This window comes from Streptococcaceae bacterium ESL0687 (assembly GCA_029392475.1).
In the GTDB taxonomy this organism is placed as follows: domain Bacteria; phylum Bacillota; class Bacilli; order Lactobacillales; family Streptococcaceae; genus Floricoccus.
Window position 1 is genome coordinate 1,063,493 of sequence record CP113940.1, and the last position, 22,219, is coordinate 1,085,711.

Consider the following 22,219-nt stretch of genomic DNA (forward strand, 5'->3'; position numbering starts at 1 on the left):
ATCTATCTTGTAAAGCTGCTAACTAATTAGATAAATCTGTAATTTTTCTTCTTGCCCTCTAATAAAAGGGGTGAAAAGGATCTTCTTTTCACGGCCTTTTTATTTTTTTAAGTAATCTTTCATTTCGACTAGGTCAATGACATTAATTTTTGCCTGCCCAATTTCTGGGACAATAATGGTCTTAATCTTGCTTCCGCGTGCTTTTTTATCAAGGGTTAGGGCTTCATATAGAACTTCTTCATCCCAATCATCCTTACTTGTAGGAAGGTTGAATTTTTCAAGCATATCGGTGATTTTTTTGGTAATTCCCTGAGCCATAAGTCCTTTTTCCTCAGCAACCTTACTCATCTGGCTCATTCCAAGGGCCACCCCTTCACCGTGGGTTACCACCCCGTAACCTGAGATTGCTTCAATGGCATGACCGATAGTATGGCCAAAGTTTAGAGTAAGACGCTGACCATTATCAAATTCATCTTCTAGGACAGCTGCTCTTTTAACCTCGCAGGCTGCAAGAATTACTTCTTCTGCGTGATTGTCCAAAAGATCATGTTCATCAGTCATTTCAAGGAGTTCTTGCCAAAGATTTTCATCAGCAATTAAAGCTGCCTTTACAATCTCTGCAATACCTTCTCTAATTCTTCGGTCATCCAAGGTTTTTAAAAGGTTAGGGTCAATTAAAACTCCGTCAGGTTGAGCAAAGGCTCCAACTAGATTCTTGGCTTTCTTGGTGTTAACCCCTGTTTTTCCACCAACAGAACTATCAACTTGAGCCAGCAAAGTCGTTGGAATTTGTAAGAAATGGATTCCCCTCATGTAAGAAGAAGCCACAAATCCTGCCAAATCACCGACAACACCACCACCCAGGGCAATAATTCCATCTGAGCGTGTCATACCAAAGTCTGCTAAGAAATCATAGGCCAAACTTACAGTTGTAAGATTCTTGCTGGCTTCTCCTTGTAAGAAGCAGAAAACTTCTGTCTCAAAGCCTGCTTCTTCTAAAAGTAACTTGGCCTTTTCAGCATACAAATCACCAACATTATTATCAGTAATAATCACTATCTTCTGTGGTTGCCAAAGGCTTTTAACCCAGCTTCCTAAATTATCAAAAGAACCTCTTTCAATTAAAATCTCATAGGGATGGGTTTTTAAATTAACTTCTAGTTTCATAAATTTTCTTCTCCAGTTCTTCTTTTATAAGTTCACTAGGCATTTCAAAGCCTGTCCATAGCTTATAACTCTCAGCGGCTTGGTAAACAAGCATCCCCAAACCATTTATTGTTTTGGCGCCCTGCTTTTTAGCCCAGCTTAGAAAGGCAGTTTCAGATGGTTCATAAATAATATCTGCTACTAAAATTTGAGGATTAAGGATAATCCTTTCAGAAAGGGGGAGGGTACGATCTTTCATACCAATACTTGTCGTATTTACTAAAAGACTTGATCTACTAATAGCCTCTTGCAGGATATCCTGATCAGCCAAGTCGTACAATTCGATTGGCGTCTTAGTTGCCTCAGCTATTTGACCTAGTTTTTCCTGCAAAGGAGCAAAGTTTTGCGACTTCCTATTAAAGACATTAATTTTTTTAGACCCTTGAAGGCAGGCTTCAGCAATTATGGCAAGGCCTGCACCTCCACCACCCAAGATAGTTATTTCCTGATTTTTAACCTGATAAGAACCCAGGCTCTTGAAAAAACCAAGCCCATCAGTACTATGGCCAAATAAACTACCATCTTCCCTCAAAACAATGGTATTTATGGCACCAATTAAGGATGCTACAGGGCTCAATTCATCAACATATTCCAAAGACATTTTCTTATAGGGCATGGATAGATTGATTCCGTACATGTTTAAGCTTTTAATGCTTGAAATTACATCCTTTAATTTATCAGCTTCTACTTCAAAGGCAAGATATGCCCCGTTGACAGAAGTAAGGTCAAAGGCCCTATTATGAATAAAGGGGGAATTGCTATGTTTAATGGGATTTGCGACAACTGCCGCAAGTCTTGTATAACCATTTATTTCCATCTGGCCACCTACCTACTCTAAAATATCTAGTATCTTACGGGCATCATTTAAAGGAATCTGACCAGGTGCTGTCTCCTTACCGAGGTTTACAAAGGTCCAAGCACTTCCAGTTAAATAACCTGAAATTCTTGAAAGTTTGCCAAGTTCACCCATGGCAATAGTAGCAATCTTAACCTTAGGATGAGCCTTTGTCATCTCTTCAGTTAAGGTCATCAAATCAAGAACATCCCTTTTAGAGGTTGGCATACCAGCAAATTTGGTTAGATAGCAATCAGCTGCAATCATCTTTTCAAGTTTGTTTGATAAATCCTCTGGGATTTTGACAAAATCATGGCAACTTAGAACAATCTGGTCCTTATAGTCTGATAGGGCTTCGAGGGCTTCTGGATAAGAAAAATACTCAATATCGATAAATCTCGGAGAATAGGCCATGATTCCCTTTAATATGTCTATGTATTCCTCACTAGAAACATTCATAAGCCCACCTTCGTGAATGGTTCTTAGGGTAAATAAAATATTTAAGCCGATGAATTTTTCGAAAATCAATGGTGCCAGTTCAAATATCTCCTCCTGGCTTCCCAGATAATCAGCCCGCCATTCAATTACGTCAGCTCCTGCAAGGTTTTTTACCTGAATCGAATTTATATCTTGAATATTTCTTGGATTAATGGATACAACTAGCTCTGTCATTTAACCACCTCTAATAAATAAACTTTCAAATAGTCACTGAATTTATCATGCTGGTTGATGGCAAAATCAGCTGGAAGGGACATTTTCTCAAGGATTTTAAAATTCTTACTACCAAAACCAAGCTGCAACTGCTCTTCAAACTTCTTAGAACTTAGATTTTGAGCATTAGTGCTTGCAATGATCTTTCCACCTTTATTTAAAAGGGAGAGAGATTCAGATATTAACTTGTGGTAGTCCTTGGCCACTGAGAATACCTGTTTTTTATTCCTTGCAAAACTTGGTGGATCTAAAATTATCACATCGAATTTCAGATTATGTCTTTTGGCATACTTGAAATATTCAAAGATATCCATGACCACAAATTTATTGTCATCAAGGCTAAAACCATTTGCTAAAAAATTATCTCCTGATAATTCAATGCTTCTTTTAGCCAAGTCCACACTAGCAGTTGACCTTGCTCCACCAGCTGCTGCTGCTACTGAGAAGGCTGCTGTATAGCTAAAGGTATTTAGAACATCAAGACCTGCAGCAAACCCTTCAACCAGCTGATTTCTCACCTCATGTTGGTCCAAGAAAATCCCTGTCATAAGACCGTCATCTAAAAAGACTGAGTAGCTAACGCCATTTTCGAGAATGGTAAATTTACCCTCTTTCTGCTCCCCGTAAAGATGAGCCGATTCATGGCTTGCCGGTTTAAATCTTAACTTTTCATAAGCTCCAGAAAGTTCTGGGAATACCTCCTTAAAGGCTTTAACAATAAGTTCTTTTTGGCTATAGATAAAGGGGTTATACCAAGAAAAAAGAGCAAAATCATTATAGAGGTCAACGGTCAGACCACCAAAATTATCACCATCCTGATTGAATAAACGAAAGGCTGTTGTCAATTCATCCCTGTAGTAATGACTTCTTTTGGCCTTAGCCCTAGTAAAAATTTCCTTCAGAAAATCAAGAGAGACTTCCTTCTCCCTTTTACTGATAATCCAGCCAATCCCCTTATTTTGCGGTGAAAAATAAGCCAAGGCCCTAAATTCTCCATTAAAGGTTAACCTGGCATATCCATCAGCTGGTAAGAGAGAGATATCCTTCTCATCAATCAACTCAACACCAGATTTAATCTTTTGCTCAAATTTTTTATTTATTTGTAAATTTATCATATAAAAAGTTTACTCCTCAACTCCAAAAAGCTTCTTCTTGCTTTAATTAGTTAACATTATAACATAAAAACCTATCTCCTTCCTCCTATAATCGTCCAGTAAAATTAGGTGCTGGTCTACTGATTATTCACCGGTTGTAAACTTTAAGAATACTTTAAGGTTACTTTAGGATTAAAGGACTAGCATATAGGGCGCAATCGCAATTTACTTTGCTTTTTATAAAGGTAAATAGTAAAATAAAGAAATGACTGTGCCTTCTAAGGCACAAAGATTCATGACAGAAATATTTTATAGAATTCAGGTGTTAATTTTGTTGAAAAAAATAAGAAACATTATAGGAACGCGTCTTGGTTTTGTTCTTTTACTGGTTATTTTATTGTGGCTAAAATCAATGTTTGCATACTTTGTTGATTTTAACCTTGACCTTGAGAATTCCTATCAGACTCTTTTGGCTATCTTTAACCCGCTACCAACAGCCATCCTCCTTTTAGCCCTCCCCCTTTACTTTAAGAATTCAAAAGTTTTCTACAGCCTAGAATGGATAATCTTCATAGCTCTATCCCTTTGGCTCTTTTCTAACTCAGTTTACTTTAGAGAATTCTCTGATTTTATTACCTTAAATACCATCAAGGGATCAAGTAAGGTATCCGCTGGACTTGGGGAATCAGCCATTAATCTCTTCCGCCCCTGGGATCTCTTCTATATCATTGATTTCCCTATCCTGGCTCTTTTATTTAGAACCAAGTTTATCAAAAGGGACTCTCGTCCGATTAAGAAAAAAGCAAGCATTGCCATTTCAATGTTTTCAATCCTTCTTTTTTCGATGAATCTCTTTTTAGCAGAGGTTGACCGTCCTGAGCTTCTAACCAGGGGATTTTCAAACACCTATATCGTAAGATACTTGGGTCTTCAACCATTTATTACCTACGATGCCATAAATACCTATAAAATCAATCAAATTAGAAATGTAGCTACCCCTGAGGACCTAAACTCAGTCGAAGAATACGTTAGTAAACACTATGCCAACCCTAATCCTGACTACTACGGAATAGCCAAGGGCCGCAATGTCATCTACATTCACCTGGAAAGCTTCCAGCAGTTTCTAATTGACTACAAACTAAAAGACGAACAGGGAGTTGAACACGAGGTCACACCTTTTTTAAACTCACTCTTCCACGGCAAGGAAACCTTTGCCTTTGATAACTTCTTCCACCAGGTTAAGGCCGGAAAAACATCTGACGCTGAAACCCTAATGGAAAATTCCTTCTTTGGACTAACCCAAGGGTCCCTCTTTGTTCAAAACGGTGGAAAAAATACCTTCCAGGCGACTCCTGCCATCCTGGACCAAACAGCTGGCTATACTAGTGCTGTCTTCCACGGAAATGCCGGGACCTTCTGGAACCGTAATGAAACCTATAAACACCTGGGCTACGATTACTTCTTTGACCAAAGTTACTTTGACGTTACAAAGGACAACTCCTTCCAGTACGGCCTTCACGACAAGTATTTCTTCGGTCAATCAATCGAGTATCTTGAACACCTCCAACAGCCCTTTTATACAAAATTTATTACTGTAAGTAATCACTATCCTTACTCGCAATTTAAAAACGAAGATGAAGGTTTCCCTATTGCCAAAACTGATGATGATACCATCAATGGCTACTTTGCGACAGCAAACTACCTTGATCAAGCTGTTAAGGAATTCTTTGATTACTTAAAGGCAACTGGCGTTTACGATAACTCAATGATCGTCCTTTACGGAGACCACTACGGAATATCAAATTCAAGAAATCCAGATCTTGCGGCCTTACTTGGTAAGAAAAAAGAAACCTGGTCATCTTATGACAATGCCATGCTCCAAAGGGTTCCTTATATGATTGTACTACCGGGTCAAGATAAGGGTTACGTCAACCACACCTTTGGCGGAGAAGTTGATAACCTACCTACCATGCTTCACCTACTGGGAATTGATACAAGTAAGTACCTACAACTAGGACAAGACCTCCTAAGTAAAGACCATGAAAATCTTGTAGCCTTTAGGGATAATGGAAACTTTGTTGCTAGCGACTATAGTGTTTATAACGACCGAATCTATAAGACTGACACAGGAGAAGAGATTACAAATCCAACACCTGAAACCAAGAATCTAATCGATACCTATACTGCTAAAGCGTCTGAGCAGCTGGCCATTAGTGATAAGTTAACCCGTGGGGACCTTTTAAGGTTCTATGACAAGGACAACTTAAAAGCAGTTGATCCTGATGATTATGTCTATAACCATGGTTACAAAAAAGAAGTAGAAATTGAAAAAGAACTAGGAGATAAATCAACAAGTATCTTCAGTAAAAATAACAATACTTCAACCGTTGATCTCTTTAAAAACTACAGCTATAAGGAACTTCATCCTGAGCTCAACTTAAACCAACAAAACACTTCATCATCAAGTACTGAAGAAGAACCTACAGTTGAGGGAAAATAAAATAAAAACCTAGATTACAATAATCTAGGTTTTTATTTTTATCTTAAATATCGATGGTACTGTATTTTGCGTTGGCTTCAATGAAGTCACGACGAGGTTCAACCCGGTCCCCCATCAGCATGTCAAAAATCATATCAGCTTCTGCAGCATCCTCAACAGTGACACGCGCCATAGTTCTATGCTCTGGATCCATGGTTGTTTCCCAAAGCTGGTGATCATCCATTTCCCCAAGACCTTTATACCTTTGAACAACTGGCTTACTACGACCATTTGACATCTCTTCAACCATTCTTTGAAGCTCAATTTCCTGGTTTTCACCAGGTTGAATGTAGTTTATTGTCTTGCCAGATTTAACCCCGTAAATTGGAGGTTGGGCAATATAGACATAACCTGCTTCAACAATTGGACGCATATAGCGGTAGAAAAGAGTTAGAAGAAGGGTTCTAATATGGGCTCCGTCCACATCGGCATCAGTCATGATTACTAGTTTTTGATAGCGAGCTTTTTCCACATTAAAGTCTCCTCCAAAACCTGTCCCCATGGCTGTAAAAAGGGAACGAATTTCTTCATTGGCAAGAATCTTATCCATGCTGGCTTTTTCAACATTTAGGATTTTACCTCGAATGGGAAGAATGGCCTGAAATTCACGGTTACGTCCTGATTTTGCAGAACCTCCGGCTGAATCTCCTTCGACAATGAATAATTCCGTTTGTTCAGGATCATTTGAAGAACAGTCAGCAAGTTTCCCTGGTAGGTTTGATATCTCAAGACCTGATTTCTTACGAGTTACCTCACGGGCTCTTTTAGCAGCAATTCGGGCCTTGCTAGCAAGAATTCCCTTCTCAACAATTTTTCTAGCAATTTGCGGGTTTTCTAGAAGGAAACGCTCTAAAGCCTCAGAGAAGAGACGGTTTACAATTCTTGAAACCTCACTATTACCTAGTTTTGTTTTGGTCTGCCCTTCAAATTGCGGATTAGGGTGCTTAACTGAAATTACAGCAGTAAGACCTTCTCTGATATCATCTCCTGTAAGATTGTCCTCATTGTCCTTAAGAAGTTTATTCTTACGCCCGTAATCATTTACCACTCGGGTTAAGGCTGTTCTGAATCCTTGTTCATGAGTTCCACCTTCATGGGTGTTGATATTATTGGCAAAACTTAGGACTGTTGAAGTATAGTCACTAGTATACTGCATAGCAACTTCAACGGAGATATCTTCCATCTCACCTTCGGTATAAATCGGTGGATCAAAAAGAACTGTCTTCTTCTCATCAATGAAGGATACATAAGACTGAATTCCACCCTCATAGTGGTAGCTTAAAATCTTTTCATCCTCAGCCCGCTTGTCCTCAATGGAAATTCTAAGACCACGATTTAAGAAAGCAAGTTCCTGAACCCGTGTTGAAAGTTTCTTAAAGTCAAACTCTGTTGTTTCCTTAAAAATTTCAGGGTCCGGAGTAAAGTGGACGGTCGTTCCGTGAAGATCTGTAGTACCAATTACCCTCAGGTCATCAACTACAACCCCTCTTTTATATTCCTGATAGTGCTTGTGTCCGTTTTTATGAACGGTAACATCAAGCTGGGTTGATAGGGCATTAACTACGGATGAACCAACCCCGTGAAGCCCTCCTGAAACCTTATAACCACCGCCGCCAAATTTTCCTCCAGCGTGAAGAACAGTAAAGACCGTTTCCACAGCAGGTCGACCAGTTTTTTCCTGGATATCAACTGGGATTCCTCGTCCGTCGTCAATTACTGTAATTGAATTGTCAGCTTCAATAATAACCTCAATATGACTTGCAAAACCTGCTAGGGCCTCATCAATTGAATTATCAACAATTTCCCAAACTAAATGATGGAGACCTTCCTTGCTGGTTGACCCAATATACATTCCTGGACGCATCCTAACTGCTTCAAGACCTTCCAAAACCTGTATTTGGCTAGCATCATATTCCTGTGCTCTTTCTTTTAAATCTTTGATTTCATCAGCCAATTTACTTACTCCTGTGTTCATTGTATTAGCTTCATTATACCATATTCTTCAATTTTTTTCCTGGCAATTGGTCCCAGCAAATATTCCCCAATTAAACAACAAAAAAAAGAAAATCCTTATAAAGAAAGGATCTCCTCTAAATTTTTAACATTGTAACTTGCTTCTTTATCTTCTCCGTCAAGAGAAAAGAAAATTGTAGGAATTGAAGCATTGTTTCCAGCTTCAATATCAAGATGTCTATCACCAATCATCACAGGTTTATCCATCTGATACTTGTCAACTAAATAAAGAATCGATTGGGGACTTGGTTTTCTTGGAAAACCATTATCACTAGTAACCACTTCTGTAAAAAATTTATCTATACCAGCTGCCTTTAAAATATCTAAAACATGATTATTCCTATGGCTAATCATAAAGTTTCTACCACCCTTATTCGTGATAGCCTCTAATACCTGATAGGCCCCGTCAAAAAGAACAGGTTTCTCAAGCGAAAGCCTTTCCTCTTCCTTGTAACTTGCCAAGAAATCAGGGATAGCACTTGCAAATTTATCTACGGCATAGTCGGTCGAATTTCTCAAAGCATCGTAAACTTCCTGGTGTCTTACACTTATACCAAATTTTTTTAAGGTTTTTTCGAATGCTTGAGCTGATGTTTCATAATTATCTAAAAGCGTTCCGCCCAAGTCCCAGATATAATCATCATATTTCATGTGCTAATTATATCACAAAAAAGATTATAAGGAAGAGATATCCCCTTAAAATCTTTTTTTCATTAATTTATTTAGCTTCTAAAAGTTCGATGGCAAAATCAAGACCTTTGTCTCCTTGCATTAATCCGTACATTTGCATTGGAATATCTTTTACTGGAGTTTCAGGGAATTTTTTAGCAACCTCATCAACGATGTAACGAGCTTGTGGGCCAACCATAATAACATCAGCTTCTTGACCTTTGTCATCAACCTCTGCTAGACCGTAAGCTGTAACCTTGTAGTCAAGACCACGTGCATTAGCCTCATCCTGCATTTTTTTAGCGAACATTGATGTACTCATACCTGCTGAACAAAATAAATTAACAACTGTAGACATTTCTTTTTCCTCCTCATTTCCTCTTGGGAAACGTTTTTTATTCTTCTACTATAATTTACCACTTTGAGAAAAAATTATCAATTTATTTGATAAAAATATCACTTATTTTGTTATATATCAGATTAAAAATAAGAGAACAAGAAAAAGGTGCAAGCTACTTGCTTACACCACTTCTTCGATAGATTTTTTTACCATTTTCATCAATAGGAACTGGAATATCAATACTTTCATCAGTTTGATTGAAAGTCATAGACATGACCAGACCAACACCAATTAAATTACTTATCAAACTAGATCCACCCTGTGATATAAAAGGTAGGGGGATACCTGTCAGAGGAAGAACTCCAATTGTTGCCCCAATGTTTTCAAACACATGGAAGAGAATCATCATAATAATACCAGTTGAGATATAGGTATAAAATTGATTATTCGACTTATAAGTCGCCCGCAGCATTTGATAAATTAGGAAAAAGTAAAGGAGAATCAAAAGGGTTCCACCAACAAAACCAAAATTCTCAGCAATTACAGTAAAGATCATGTCACTTTCCCGTACAGGGACAGGGATGGTTGCCACATCCAAACCATAGCCAAATAAACCACCGATACCGATTGATATTTGACCCTGAGCCTGCTGGTAGGTTGTACTTTGAGCATTTTCAAAGGGATGGAACCAGGCATCTATCCTTTGCAGCTGGTACTTTTCAACTCCCATGGACATTAAAAAGTGGCGTCCCCAGTCAATAGTCGTCAAATAAAGGATTCCACCACCGACTAAGATGGCAACAAGAGCTATCGGTAGAATAATCTTCCAGGGAACTCCAGAAACAAAGACAACACCCGCATAGATGGCCATAAAAACCAACAGGGTTCCAAAGTCATTTTGTAGCTGTAAAAGAATAATTACTGGGAGGGTCACTAGGAAAAGTCTAAAAATTAAATTGAAGGAATCCTTTATATTATTTAGATCCAGTCGGCCCTGCATGCTGGTAACCACCCTTGCCATCATCAAGATATAAGATATCTTCATCAATTCTGATGGTTGAAAGTAGGTTTTTCCGTGGTAAGATACCCAGTTTTTGGCCCCAGTTGCCGCAACCACTGCGTTATCATAAAAAACAAGTGGCATTATCATAAGAGCAATCCCTAAGAGATAAAAAAGAGGGGTCATCTTCCACAAGTATTTGGAATTAAAATGCATGACCACCACTGCTACAGCTACACCAAGCATGGCCCAAATACCCTGCTGGGTGACTAGTCTTGCAGCTTGCGTGGGGTGATCATGACTTATGGCTATATATATTGATCCAAGTCCTATAATTAAAAGGAGGAGGACTGGTAGTATTAGTGCATAATCAATTCTTAAATCTAAAGATTTTTTATTATTTTTCATCAGTAAATCCTTTCAACTTAAAATATTATACACTATTTTAAGGGCAAAGAAAAAGGCAATCTGCCTTTTTACTGGTTATTTTAAAGGAGTTTTTGCAACCACTCAAGACCTGATGTCCATGCGTAGCTGTAAATACCCACACCAAATATTTTACCTATTAAAATTGATTTAATAAAAAACTTATAGGTCATTCTGGTCTGACTAGCAATTAAAACCAAAACATCGTCAGGTGCCAAGGGAGCAAAGATAGCCCAAAAGAAGAACTTATCAAATTTTTCTCCCTGGTCAACCTTAGATACATATTTATTATAGGTTTTATCTGAGACAAAGGTCTGAACAAAGGGCTTACCAAACTCCCGTCCTAGATAAAACAAGATGATACTTCCAATGACTATTCCCAGGTAATTGTAGAAAAAACCTTGAATAGGACCATAAATTAAGACAGCAGAGGCACAAAGGATACCTGAAGGTAGAAAGGACACCACCACTTGGATGATTTGCAGGCCAATTATTAACAGAGCCCCTAAAAAGGGATGGTCGTTAGCTGTTGACTTAATAATGTTATCGCTATTGAAGATGCCCAGCCTATAGAGATAATAACCCAGAAGAAGTGAGCCTAAGATAGCTACAATTGAAATTACCTTGACAACATGTTGCCTGTATTCTACACTTTTCAAACTTTCCTCCAAATTCTCTTATTGATGATTCACCTTACCCTGACCCTTTAAATATTCTGTGTTCTCTTCAACCCACTTATCAAGTTGATTGGCTAGACTTGTAAAACCAGGTTGATTGTGCTTTTGCTTGTATCTTCTTTTCTTTTTATTGTGGTGCAACTGGGGCTTCTCCTCTAAGGTCCTAAGGGATAAGCTAACTTTTCCTGTATACTCATCAATATCAATAATCTGTGCCTTCACCTCCTGGCCAAGAGTCACTGTATCCATGATATTTTTTGTATAGCCCGACTTAATTTCTGAAATATGAATTAGGCCGTGGCAGTTATTTGAAAACTTTACAAAGGCACCATAGGTTTGAATCCCAGTAATTGTAGCCTCAACTACATCACCTATCTTTAGTTTTTTTTTACTTTTGAGTTGTCGATGAATTTTCCGTCAGCATCGTTAACGATTTCAATTTTGTTTATAACTACATCATCAACTGGCTTATCTTGGAAACCTGTTGGAACACTTGCAATCTTATCAAGAGTCTTATAAGAAGCTTCGTCATATAGGTGACCAAAAACTGTGTGACGGCCATCTAGGTGAGGTGTTCCTCCGCCAGTATAAAGTTCTGCAATTTCTTCAGGCCATCCACCATTAACAAGAACATCTTTAGAATAAGCCATGTGTTCATTTTGAACGATAAAGAACTGGCTGCCATTTGTGTTTGGTCCAGCATTGGCCATTGAAAGGGCACCGCGGACATTAAAGACCTTATTTGAAAACTCATCTTCAAATTTAGCTCCGTAAATGCTTTCTCCACCCATACCTGTACCAGTTGGGTCCCCACCTTGAATCATGAAGTCAGAAATGATGCGGTGGAAAATGATTCCGTCATAATATCCTTCTTTTGCTAGCTCAACAAAGTTTTTAACTGTTTTTGGTGCAAGATCTGTAAATAGTTTTACCTTCATGTCACCTTGATTTGTTTTAATAATTGCGATTTGTCCAGGTGCATTTTGAATATCAACCTGTGGATAATTTGTATTTGTCATTTTGTTTCCTTCTTAAATAATTTCTAATTGCTCTAGAGCCTTTTTAATACCATCAGCTTCAACAGTTGATGTTACCATGCTTGCTCGTTTTTTAAGGTCAGGGTGAGATACTTCCATGGCCACTGAAATCCCAGCATAATCAAAGATTTCTCGGTCATTTAAACCATCACCAAAGACCAAAAGATTCTCCCTGGTAAGGCCTAAGCTTTCAAGAACCTTAGATACTCCTAGGGCCTTACTTCCAAGATAGGGAACAATATCACTACTATATTCATGCCACCTAACTAGACGTACCTTGTCCTTAAGGTTACCTGGTAGACTATCATCTACATCTCGCTCAGTTATGGTCAACATCTGATAGATGTCATCTTTTTTGTAGTAGTCTTCGTCCTCTTTAATTCTACCATAAATTGGCATAATTGCCTCTTCGGCTAACTGGCCCCATTTATTAATAAGAACTCGGTCATTGGCAACAAAGGCATAGTCAATTTGCTCACCCTTAGCCCAAGCGATAATTTCTTCAATTAGCTCCCTTGAAAAGGGGTTCTTGTAAATAACCTTCTGGTCTTTATCCTGAGCATGGCTACCATTAATTGTAACAAAAAAATCTGGCTTGAGGGCACGAATTTCTGGAACAACCCCAGTAAAACTCCTACCAGTTGCAATACCAGTCAGGATTCCCTTTTCCTTTAGTCGCCTAAAGACATCTGTGATCGATGTTGGAATAAATCCACTATCCTTTACCCTAAGAGTGTCATCGATGTCAAAGAAAATAATCTTTATACCTTGTGCCCGCTTTAATAAGTCTTCCATAAGTATCCACCTTTTCTATATTATAAAACTTACTTTCTCGTCTTAATTATAGAAAAAAATCCAACTAAAATAAAGAATCTAGCCAGCTAGGCCATGCTGGAGGGCATAGATTACGGCCTGTGTCCGATCATCTACCTCAAGTTTTGCTAGAATATTTGAAACATGGGTTTTAACAGTCTTTAAGCTAATAAAAAGGGTATCTGCAATCTCCTGATTACTAAGACCTTTACTGAGCTCACGAAGGACCTCAAGCTCTCTGGCTGTTAGATCATCATAAAGCTCAGGTGCCCTATGATTTTTTTCATAGATTTTTTGACGGACACTTTCACTTAAAACATCCTCACCAGAATATATCTTTCTAATCGATTCAGCAATTTCATCTGCCTGAGAAGTCTTTAGAATATAACCCTTGGCCCCAGCAGCAAGAGCTGGAAAGACCTTCTCATCATCTAAAAAGCTGGTCAGGATTAAAATTTTTGCCTGAGGATTTTCAGCAAGAATTGTCTGGCTGGCTTCTATCCCGTCCATCTCGTCCATGACAAGATCCATTAAAATAACGTCTGGATTATATTTTTTAGCGTACTCCACGCCAATAGTCCCGTCAGAAGCTTCTGCGACTACCTCAATATCATCTTGAATATTTAAAAAACTTGAAAGTCCTAATCTAACCATCTCATGGTCATCAACTATCACTACCTTTATGCTCATTTTGTGGAATCCTTATCTCTATACTTGTACCTTGGTTGGGTGCACTAATAATTTTTGCCTCCCCGCCAAGAAGTACCGACCTTTCCCTTATATTTTTCAAACCGTAACTTGCTGCTTTTGTTTCCTTGGTGTCAAAACCTACTCCGTCGTCTTCAACCCTTAAAATAACTGATTTTCCCCTTGAAACTAGCGAGATATCAATCTTTTGAGCCTTGGAATGTCTTAGGGCATTGCTTAAGAGTTCCTGCATTATCCTAAAAATATTATCCTCGACCGTTTTTGAAAGTTTTATATCAGGGTCATAGACCCAAGATATTTTACCTGATATCTTAGCTTGAAGCTCATCAACCAGGCCTGTAATCCCGTCAATTAAGGATTTACCATTAAGTTCAACCGGTCGCAAATGGAGTAAAAGGGCCCGCATTTCATTCTGGGCCTCATGCAAAATTTTAAGCACAAGCTTTGCCTGGGTTGTCATCTGCTCAGCACTCAAATTTTTATTGCCGACAACCCCTGATAAAATCATCGTTGCAGCAAAGAGTTGCTGGCTGACTGAATCATGGAGCTCCCTTGAAATACGCTTGCGCTCCTCAGTCACGATATCAACCTGCCTGACAGTATCTTCCCTACTTGCCTCCTGAAGCTGATTGGTTAAACTCCTAATTCTTAAGGTAAGATTGTTTAAATCATTGTTATCCGTTACCTCTCCCCTTAGGGCCTGGCTGACATCCTTATTGAAGCTGCGAACAATCCTTCTTTGACCAACGTAATTATAGATTGTAAAGGTTAAACTCAAAATGGCACTAACGGAAAAAATAATCCAAGAGGCCCGCCAGTGGCTGACCAAAACCTGGTAAAAGCCTCTAGAAGTGATTGATAGAGTATAGATAACAATCAAGATTGAAACTAGACCCGCAAAAAAACCATAGAAAAAGGTCTTAAAAACTGACTGTTTCATCATAGGCAAATCACCGTTAAGTCACCAACAAAAACATCAACGCATATTTTAAGGTGTCTGGTATTCTCTGAAAAATCATCTGAGTAGTATCTGATTCGCTCCTTGCTTAAATTGGATCTGTCACCAAATAGGTTGGCCGTTCCTTTAAGACTTGAGTAATCAACTGATACAGCCATTCCCTTAGGAACAATTATCTTGGTATCACCCATAAATTTTCTAAGGATTACAACATTCTCGTCCTGCCTAAAATTGGTCCGTTCAAGGTCAATTACATCATCACTCACAGCCTTTATCATATTGATATCATCAAAGCGGTAAAGTTCTTCATTAGAAAGCTTAGAAAAATCAAGACTTTCCTTGGTAAAAACTCGCTCATCCCACTCGTCATAATAGGTGTCAATCATATCAAAATTTTGCTGCTTCTTGGGTACCTTTACAAAATAGACGATGGCAATAACCCCTAAGATTAAAGCCAACCAAAAGAAGAAATTTTCAAGGACAAAAATAGTCATAATAAGTCCTAAAACTGTAAGGGTCACCTTAAAAATAAACCAATCAAACTTTGATAAAAGCATGCCCGTGACAACAGCCAAAATTAGACAGACTGAAAATATCGGCTCCTTAACTAAGGTTATTAGGCCCGCAATTAAAAATATTAGCTCTGAAATTATAAATAATCTGGTCTTCATATAATCATTCTACCAAAAATACTTTCCTTTTTCCTGAGTCTATTGACTGATATTTAAATATCGTCAAAAAAATTAGTCAATAAATATTTATCTTTTAAAAAAAGCTCGCTAATAAAGCGAGCCTTTCTTATTGCACATTATTAGTCAATTGACCTAATAATTTTTCAAAGGCATATTCATACTTTTGAATATCTCCTGCTCCCATGAAAACATAAACGGCATTTTCATGATTAAGTAGAGGTGAAACATTATCAACCGAAATCACCTGCGCTGGCTTATCAATTTTTGCAGCAAGGTCTGCTACCTTAACATCTCCGTGGTCTGCTTCCCTGGCACTTCCATAAATTTCAGCCAGATAAACTGAATCAGCTAGATTTAAACTTTTAGCAAAGTCATCAATTAAGGCAATTGTCCTTGTAAAAGTATGAGGTTGGAAGACAGCAACAATTTCACGGTCTGGGTACTTTTGACGGGCTGCATCAATTGTAGCTTCAATCTCTGTTGGATGATGGGCAAAATCATCAATAATTATGTGTTCATTGACCATCTTTTCTGTAAACCTACGTTTAACACCTGTGAAGGTCTTCATGTCTTTTTTGACCTCTTCAAGATCTAGACCAATATTGTGACAAACTGCAACCACTGCTAAGGCATTTAAGATATTATGTTTACCGTAAGTTGGTACCTCGAAGGTTCCAAGAAATTCTCCCCTGAAATAAGCATCAAAGGTTGAACCATCAGTTGCTCTTTTTACATTTTTAGCCAAGTAGTCATCATTGTCTTCGAAACCATAGAAGTAAAGCGGCGCCTTAGTTTTAAGTCTTCTTAGGTATTCATCTTCCCCGTAGGCAAAAACACCTTTTGTTACTTGATTAGCATAATCTTCAAATGCAGAATAAACATCTTCAACTCCTGTAAAGTAGTCCGGATGATCAAAGTCTACATTAGTAATAATTGAATATTCAGGATGGTAAGGCATGAAATGACGTTCATACTCATCACTTTCAAAAACAAAGTATTCACTGTCAGCATTTCCATGACCAGTTCCATCACCAATCAAATAGCTAGCATCACTTATATTGTGTAAGACATGTGATAAAAGTCCAGTTGTACTAGTTTTACCGTGGGCTCCTGCCACACCAATACTTGTAAAACGTCTCATAAATTCTCCTAGGAACTCATGATATCTTTTATATTTAAAACCGTTCTTTTCAGCATAAGCAACTTCAACATTATTATTAGCATGGAAGGCATTTCCAGCGATAAGTTCAGTATCTGCAGTAATATTTTTTTCAGCAAAAGGCAGAATCTTAATATTAGCCAACTCTAAACCGCGCTGTGTGAAGTAATAATCAGTGCTATCGCTTCCTTGGACACTTTCTCCTAGTTGATTTAATAATAATGCAAGTGCGCTCATCCCAGCGCCTTTAATTCCAATAAAGTGATACGTTTTTGACATTTTTTTTCCTTCTTAAATACTTTTTTTAATAACTTCCTCTTTCAAAAAGAGTTTGTCTTTTTCTTTCAAAATAATCTTTTCCAAGGCCCTTAGAAATTGACTCTTTTTTCTTCTTTCCTTCTTGAATAGCCCTTGAGTCCTGGGCTAAGGTATCAAAATTTCTGGGGCTACTTGTATGTTTATTTTGAGGAATGTTTGATGAAAGAACACGGGAGCTTATCGTTCCAGGTCTTTCGAACTTATTTTCCAAAGGGTTTTTAACCTCTACAGTAACAGGCAGAGGAAGTTGGCTCCAGGCCTTGACTGTTTTGGTATTATTACCTGCACCCAAGGGACGCTGGCTAAAACCTGAATTTCCAATATTAGACATGCGGTCAGTTGGATAAACATATCCTTTAGGCCTTTCAGGAGCCTGATATGATTTTTTCCTAGAAGCTGGAGTCGGAAGTTTTACTTCCTGGGTTCTAACTCTCCCCTTCTCCTTTTTAGTAGGCGATGTAAAAGTGTCACTTGATTTCTGATACTTCGCCCTGTTGGGTCTGGGAAAGTAGTCAAGCTCCTCCACCTCTGACCACTGATTTTTTTTACTGGTTAAAAGTTCATCATTTGTATATAGGACTCTGTCATCAATTTCTAAGAGGACATCATCTGGAATACAAGGAAATTGAACTTTATTCTTTTTTTCTCTCATGCTGTTGTTCCTTTTCTACCCTTTAATTATAGCCTAAAACAACCGCCATTTAAAGCTATAAGCCAAGAATTTCCATTATCTCATCTTCTGTAATATTACGATTTGATAGACCTCCATCAAGAACAGTTGTTATCAAATCTTGTTTTTTACTTTGAATCTCTTGAATCTTCTCTTCAATGGTACCTCGAGTGACCAAACGAATTACCTCAACAGTACTCTTTTGCCCCATCCTATGGGCCCTAGAAATAGCTTGCTCTTCAACTGATGGATTCCACCAAAGGTCAACTAGGATCACAACGTCAGCACTGGTTAAATTAAGACCAGTCCCTCCTGCCTTTAAAGATATCAAAAAAGCATCTCGACTTCCAGCATTAAAGGCCTCAACCATATGAAGTCTGTCTTTTGCTGGCGTAGCCCCTGTAAGTTTATAGCTTGAAAGACCAACTTTTTTCATTCCCTCTTCAATGTAGTCAAACATTTTAGTGAATTGGGAGAAGATTAAGGGCCTGTGACCATTTTCTTTGATCTGCTCTAAAAGATTGGTTAAAAGCTCCAGTTTTCCGCTACTTCCTTCATAGTCAGGCATAAAGAGAGCTGGGGTATCACAAATCTGCCTCAATCTTGTAATTCCTGATAAAATCTCAATCTTATTACGGTTAAATTCACTTTTATCCATGGACCGAATTTTATCCTGCATGGTCTGAAGTTGGGCTAGGTAAATAACCTTTTGTTCCTCTAAAAGCTCACTATAATGAACCATTTCAAGTTTATCAGGTAGCTCTTTAAGAACCTCATCCTTCTTCCGGCGCATAATAAACGGCTTAATAGCCCTTGCTATATTTTCAGAAGATGTTTTAATGAATTTCTTCTTGTCTCCAAAAAGCCCAGGCATCACAATATTAAAGAGGGCCCACATTTCATCAAGACGATTTTCAATAGGAGTTCCACTTAGGGCAAAGACCGTATCGACCTTTAATTGAGATAAGGCCTTATTGGTCTTACTTTGAGCATTTTTAACAGTCTGAGCCTCGTCCATTAAAAGGAAGGTAAGCTCCCTTTCCTGGTAGGCTTGTAAATCCTTAAGAAAAGATCCATAGCTTGTAACATAAACCTGATGGTCATCAGCTATTATCTGCTCCCTGACCTTTTTATTTCCCTCGACAACTACAAGATTAATATGGGGAGCAAATTTTTTAAACTCACTTTCCCAGTTGTAAATTAAACTAGACGGCGCAACAATTAAAGACCTGTTACCATCTTGCATGCTTGAGGCCAAATAAGTAATTGCTTGCAAGGTTTTTCCAAGTCCCATATCATCAGCAAGAATTCCTCCCATGTGATGACTGGTTAACATCTTCATCCATTTAACCCCGTCTACCTGATAGGGCCTTAATTCGGCATTAATTTCCTCAGGAAGATCAAAGGGAAACTCCTCTGGATGGGTCAAGTCCTGGTAGAGATTTTTAAACTCTTTGGAGTATTTTACAGATTCGACACCTTCAAAGATTCGGGCCACCTGGAAGGTTCTATAAACTGGAAGAGTTAACTTGCCGTCTTTGGTAGCAAGGGAATCACCCAGCTCAGTTAAAACCTCTCTTATTGGCTTAAACTTCTTCTTATTAAATAGAAGAATCTTACCAGAGTCCGTTACATAGTGGTCTTCATTATTTCTAAGCCTTTTAATTACCTTTTCAAGTTCGCTATCATCAATATCTGAAAAATCAAATTTGATATCAAGTAGGTTTCCGCTGGTTGATATTTCAAGATCATCACTTGCCTCAACTCTTAGATTTTTAAGGGCTGGAGATAAGACGACCTGGCCTAATAACTCAAATTCTGGAATTGTTTTAGTAAAAAATTCATATAACTTATCATTTAGGGGGCGAATTTGAGATGATTTGAAGCCTCTTGGAAAACCAAGATTGGTCATGCAGGTGAAAATTTTCTTCTCCATTAGGAGGTCCCTTGAAAAATCAAGTTCTTCAAGTTCCTTTAAACTGGTTACCTCGAAATCACCATAGTCGAAAACTAGCGACAAATCAAGGCGATTTGATAAATCAAAGTAGAAAATAGGTTTAAACTTATGAATCCTAAAGGATTTATTGGCCTTGACCTCTCCAATGGTCTCTAGCCTCTCAAGGGCCATGGATAATTGATCCTTGTCCTTGTAGTCAAAAATTATCCTAGGCTCAATTCCTGATTTTAAGTCCCGATCAATTATTTTATTAATCCGCTCAACTAATTTTACCTGCTCAATACTTAGGAGATAAAAATAATTTTCAAAATTAATGACCTTACCACTGTAAAACTCTTTAAAATCCTTTTTGCTTAATTTAAGGCTTATATTATCGTCTTGGGGTTCAATCTTAAAGGTAAATAACTTGGCCTCACCGTCAAGGTCTAAGAATGAAAAGAAGGGTAAATCACGGGAGCTGATAGTTAATTTGAAGTCTTGTAAAAGATAGGCCTGATCAAGAATAGTCTCTAGACTTCCAAACGGTAATACTAAAAAACGACCATTTTTTTGATAGGTCTCGTTTTCAATAAATACCTCAGCCGGTGATAATTTTATAAGAAGACGAATGAAGTCCTGGGAACTTTCATCAAAATTACTAATGTTAAGCCTTACCAGATAGTCCTTACCCAGCTGGTAGAGCTCATTTTTTTCTACAATAGATAAAAAATGAGGAATATCTTTGACTATGTAGGACCTGCTGGCCTTGGCTGCTCTAATTTTAATGGTAAGGGCCAAACCATCACCGTGATTTAAAAATTGACTGGATGAAGCCGTCTCAAAAATTTCAACACCAAGACTAAGACTATCCTCATAGTCATCATCAATTTCATTGATTTCCTTTAGGAAATTAGAACCAAAACTTAGCTCCTGATTAAACTTTTGAGTTCTTTCAGCCATTTCCAAAATTTGGTTGGAACTGTTTGATTTTTGATCTTGTTTTAAATATTCTTCAATGGCAGCTATATGCTGGCAGTATTTTTTGCTTGCAAAAACCTGACAACTACAAAAGTCATTTTCTCCGTCCAAATCATAGCTAACAAGCTCCCCATCGACATTAGCCGACAAGACCATGTCGCCCAAGTTGACGTCTGTTACCTTATGATTTTCATATAATTCTATACCTTCTGCTCTAATGTAAGCAGGCATCATTCTACTCATGTTTTACACCCTTTGATAAACCCATTTTTAATTGTGGATATTATACCATATACCTGGAAAACTTGCCATCATTAGCTTAACCTTAACTTTGCCTAACAAATTATCATCTTTTTTCCATGAAAAAAAGAGAAGTCTATAACCTCCCTTTAATTTTTTATTTATTAGAAATTGAGCTTGCTAAAAGGGTTAATTCGCCAGATATTTGCCACTTTTTAATATCATTTGGCAAAATGAAACTTTGACCCTTAGCCAAAGGATAACTAGTTCCTTCAAGTTCCAATTGACCCGATCCTTCAAGGACGGTTACTAGACTGTAGGGGCTCTTCTGGATGAAGGTCATCTCTCCTGCAACATCCCATTTCTCAACATCAAAAAACTCTGATTCCAAAAGACTTGTAATTTGACCATCTGGATAGATTGAAACATTGGCTTGCAAGGAATTTTCAAGGGCTGGAACAGTTATTACATCAAGGGCCTTATCCAGGTGGAGCTCCCTTAAATTACCATTATCATCAGCCCGGTCGAAATCATATAACCTATAGGTAGTATCACTTGATTGCTGGGTTTCAAGAATTAAAATTCCAGGGCCTATAGCATGAACAGTTCCTGCTGGCACAAAGAAAAAGTCCCCCTTCTTAACTGGAACCTTCCTTAGGAGGCTCTCCCACTTCCCGCCTTCAAGCATAGTTTCCAATTCTTCTTTACTTTGAGCATTGTGGCCATAGATAATCTCAGCTCCAGGAAGAGCATCAATAATGTACCAGCATTCTGTTTTACCAAGTTCACCTTCAACTCGTAAACCATAATCATCATCTGGATGAACCTGAACACTTAGCCATTCATTGGCATCTAAAATTTTAGTTAAAAGAGGAAAGACTGAATCCTTGGGTTGACCAAAAAGATCCGGTCTTTCCTTATATAAAAGGTCCAAACTTAGGCCCTTAAATTCTCCATTTTCAATGACTGATAAACCATTTTGATGGGCCGAAATAGACCAAGCCTCTCCTACCTTATTAGAAGGTAAATCTAGACCAAATTCTTCCAATCTTTGCCCGCCCCAAATTTTTTCTTGGAGGGCAGCCCTTAAAAACAACGGTTCTGACATAATAGTCTCCTTTAATTTTGTTATCGCTTTCATTATAACATTTGTTTTAGCTAGTTTACAAAGACTAAATTATTTTTATCACAATTTCTACA

At 38.0% G+C, this 22,219-nt stretch carries 20 protein-coding genes; 1 reads left to right on the forward strand and 19 read right to left on the reverse strand.

Going from position 1 to position 22,219, the window contains the following annotated elements:
• Positions 1–99: 99 nt before the first annotated feature.
• The 4 genes from aroB to OZX60_05275 are packed head-to-tail and all read right to left on the reverse strand — an operon-like array spanning position 100 to position 3,867.
• On the reverse strand, positions 100–1,167 hold the full coding sequence (gene aroB, locus OZX60_05260) for a 3-dehydroquinate synthase (protein WEV44847.1): 1,068 nt from the start codon (positions 1,165–1,167) through the stop codon (positions 100–102).
• Positions 1,151–2,023 (reverse strand): shikimate dehydrogenase, encoded by an 873-nt coding sequence (gene aroE / locus OZX60_05265; protein WEV44848.1) that lies wholly within the window; start codon positions 2,021–2,023, stop codon positions 1,151–1,153. Before aroE ends, aroB begins: the two co-directional genes overlap by 17 nt.
• A 12-nt stretch (positions 2,024–2,035) precedes the next feature.
• Positions 2,036–2,713: a type I 3-dehydroquinate dehydratase gene (aroD, locus tag OZX60_05270; protein ID WEV44849.1), complete on the reverse strand. Its 678-nt coding sequence runs from the start codon at positions 2,711–2,713 to the stop codon at positions 2,036–2,038.
• On the reverse strand, positions 2,710–3,867 hold the full coding sequence (locus OZX60_05275) for a class I SAM-dependent rRNA methyltransferase (GenBank protein WEV44850.1): 1,158 nt from the start codon (positions 3,865–3,867) through the stop codon (positions 2,710–2,712). Before OZX60_05275 ends, aroD begins: the two co-directional genes overlap by 4 nt.
• A 274-nt stretch (positions 3,868–4,141) precedes the next feature.
• On the opposite strand from OZX60_05275, the gene OZX60_05280 reads away from it, so the two are divergent.
• Complete coding sequence (locus OZX60_05280; GenBank protein ID WEV44851.1) at positions 4,142–6,346, forward strand: LTA synthase family protein; 2,205 nt, start codon at positions 4,142–4,144, stop codon at positions 6,344–6,346.
• A 43-nt stretch (positions 6,347–6,389) separates the two neighbouring features.
• Here the strand turns inward: OZX60_05280 and gyrB are convergent, their stop codons facing one another.
• The 15 genes from gyrB to manA form a co-directional block, all read right to left on the reverse strand.
• On the reverse strand, positions 6,390–8,339 hold the full coding sequence (gyrB, locus tag OZX60_05285) for a DNA topoisomerase (ATP-hydrolyzing) subunit B (GenBank protein ID WEV45887.1): 1,950 nt from the start codon (positions 8,337–8,339) through the stop codon (positions 6,390–6,392).
• A 116-nt stretch (positions 8,340–8,455) separates the two neighbouring features.
• Complete coding sequence (locus OZX60_05290; GenBank protein WEV44852.1) at positions 8,456–9,049, reverse strand: HAD-IA family hydrolase; 594 nt, start codon at positions 9,047–9,049, stop codon at positions 8,456–8,458.
• 67 nt (positions 9,050–9,116) lie between these two features.
• Complete coding sequence (locus OZX60_05295; protein WEV44853.1) at positions 9,117–9,425, reverse strand: PTS sugar transporter subunit IIB; 309 nt, start codon at positions 9,423–9,425, stop codon at positions 9,117–9,119.
• A gap of 154 nt (positions 9,426–9,579) precedes the next feature.
• The gene (locus OZX60_05300) at positions 9,580–10,815 is read right to left on the reverse strand and encodes an FtsW/RodA/SpoVE family cell cycle protein (protein WEV44854.1); all 1,236 of its coding nucleotides are present in this window, start codon (positions 10,813–10,815) and stop codon (positions 9,580–9,582) included.
• Positions 10,816–10,895: 80 nt separating this feature from the next.
• Positions 10,896–11,492 (reverse strand): TVP38/TMEM64 family protein, encoded by a 597-nt coding sequence (locus tag OZX60_05305; GenBank protein WEV44855.1) that lies wholly within the window; start codon positions 11,490–11,492, stop codon positions 10,896–10,898.
• A gap of 18 nt (positions 11,493–11,510) precedes the next feature.
• On the reverse strand, positions 11,511–11,921 hold the full coding sequence (locus OZX60_05310) for a CvfD/Ygs/GSP13 family RNA-binding post-transcriptional regulator (protein WEV45888.1): 411 nt from the start codon (positions 11,919–11,921) through the stop codon (positions 11,511–11,513).
• On the reverse strand, positions 11,888–12,529 hold the full coding sequence (locus tag OZX60_05315) for a peptidylprolyl isomerase (protein ID WEV44856.1): 642 nt from the start codon (positions 12,527–12,529) through the stop codon (positions 11,888–11,890). Before OZX60_05315 ends, OZX60_05310 begins: the two co-directional genes overlap by 34 nt.
• A 12-nt stretch (positions 12,530–12,541) precedes the next feature.
• On the reverse strand, positions 12,542–13,342 hold the full coding sequence (locus OZX60_05320; GenBank protein WEV44857.1) for a Cof-type HAD-IIB family hydrolase: 801 nt from the start codon (positions 13,340–13,342) through the stop codon (positions 12,542–12,544).
• A gap of 78 nt (positions 13,343–13,420) precedes the next feature.
• On the reverse strand, positions 13,421–14,050 hold the full coding sequence (locus OZX60_05325; GenBank protein WEV44858.1) for a response regulator transcription factor: 630 nt from the start codon (positions 14,048–14,050) through the stop codon (positions 13,421–13,423).
• Positions 14,025–15,011, reverse strand: a complete 987-nt coding sequence (locus OZX60_05330; GenBank protein WEV44859.1) for a sensor histidine kinase — start codon at positions 15,009–15,011, stop codon at positions 14,025–14,027. The genes OZX60_05325 and OZX60_05330 overlap by 26 nt, the downstream gene beginning before the upstream one ends.
• Entirely contained in the window at positions 15,008–15,583 is a 576-nt protein-coding gene (gene liaF / locus OZX60_05335; GenBank protein ID WEV44860.1) for a cell wall-active antibiotics response protein LiaF, read from the reverse strand. The genes OZX60_05330 and liaF overlap by 4 nt, the downstream gene beginning before the upstream one ends.
• Positions 15,584–15,824: 241 nt before the next feature.
• Complete coding sequence (murC, locus tag OZX60_05340) at positions 15,825–17,156, reverse strand: UDP-N-acetylmuramate--L-alanine ligase (protein WEV44861.1); 1,332 nt, start codon at positions 17,154–17,156, stop codon at positions 15,825–15,827.
• Between the two features lie 25 nt (positions 17,157–17,181).
• Complete coding sequence (locus tag OZX60_05345) at positions 17,182–17,847, reverse strand: hypothetical protein (protein ID WEV44862.1); 666 nt, start codon at positions 17,845–17,847, stop codon at positions 17,182–17,184.
• A gap of 55 nt (positions 17,848–17,902) precedes the next feature.
• Entirely contained in the window at positions 17,903–21,022 is a 3,120-nt protein-coding gene (locus tag OZX60_05350; GenBank protein ID WEV44863.1) for a DEAD/DEAH box helicase, read from the reverse strand.
• A 154-nt stretch (positions 21,023–21,176) separates the two neighbouring features.
• The gene (manA, locus tag OZX60_05355; protein ID WEV44864.1) at positions 21,177–22,127 is read right to left on the reverse strand and encodes a mannose-6-phosphate isomerase, class I; all 951 of its coding nucleotides are present in this window, start codon (positions 22,125–22,127) and stop codon (positions 21,177–21,179) included.
• Positions 22,128–22,219: the final 92 nt, after the last annotated feature.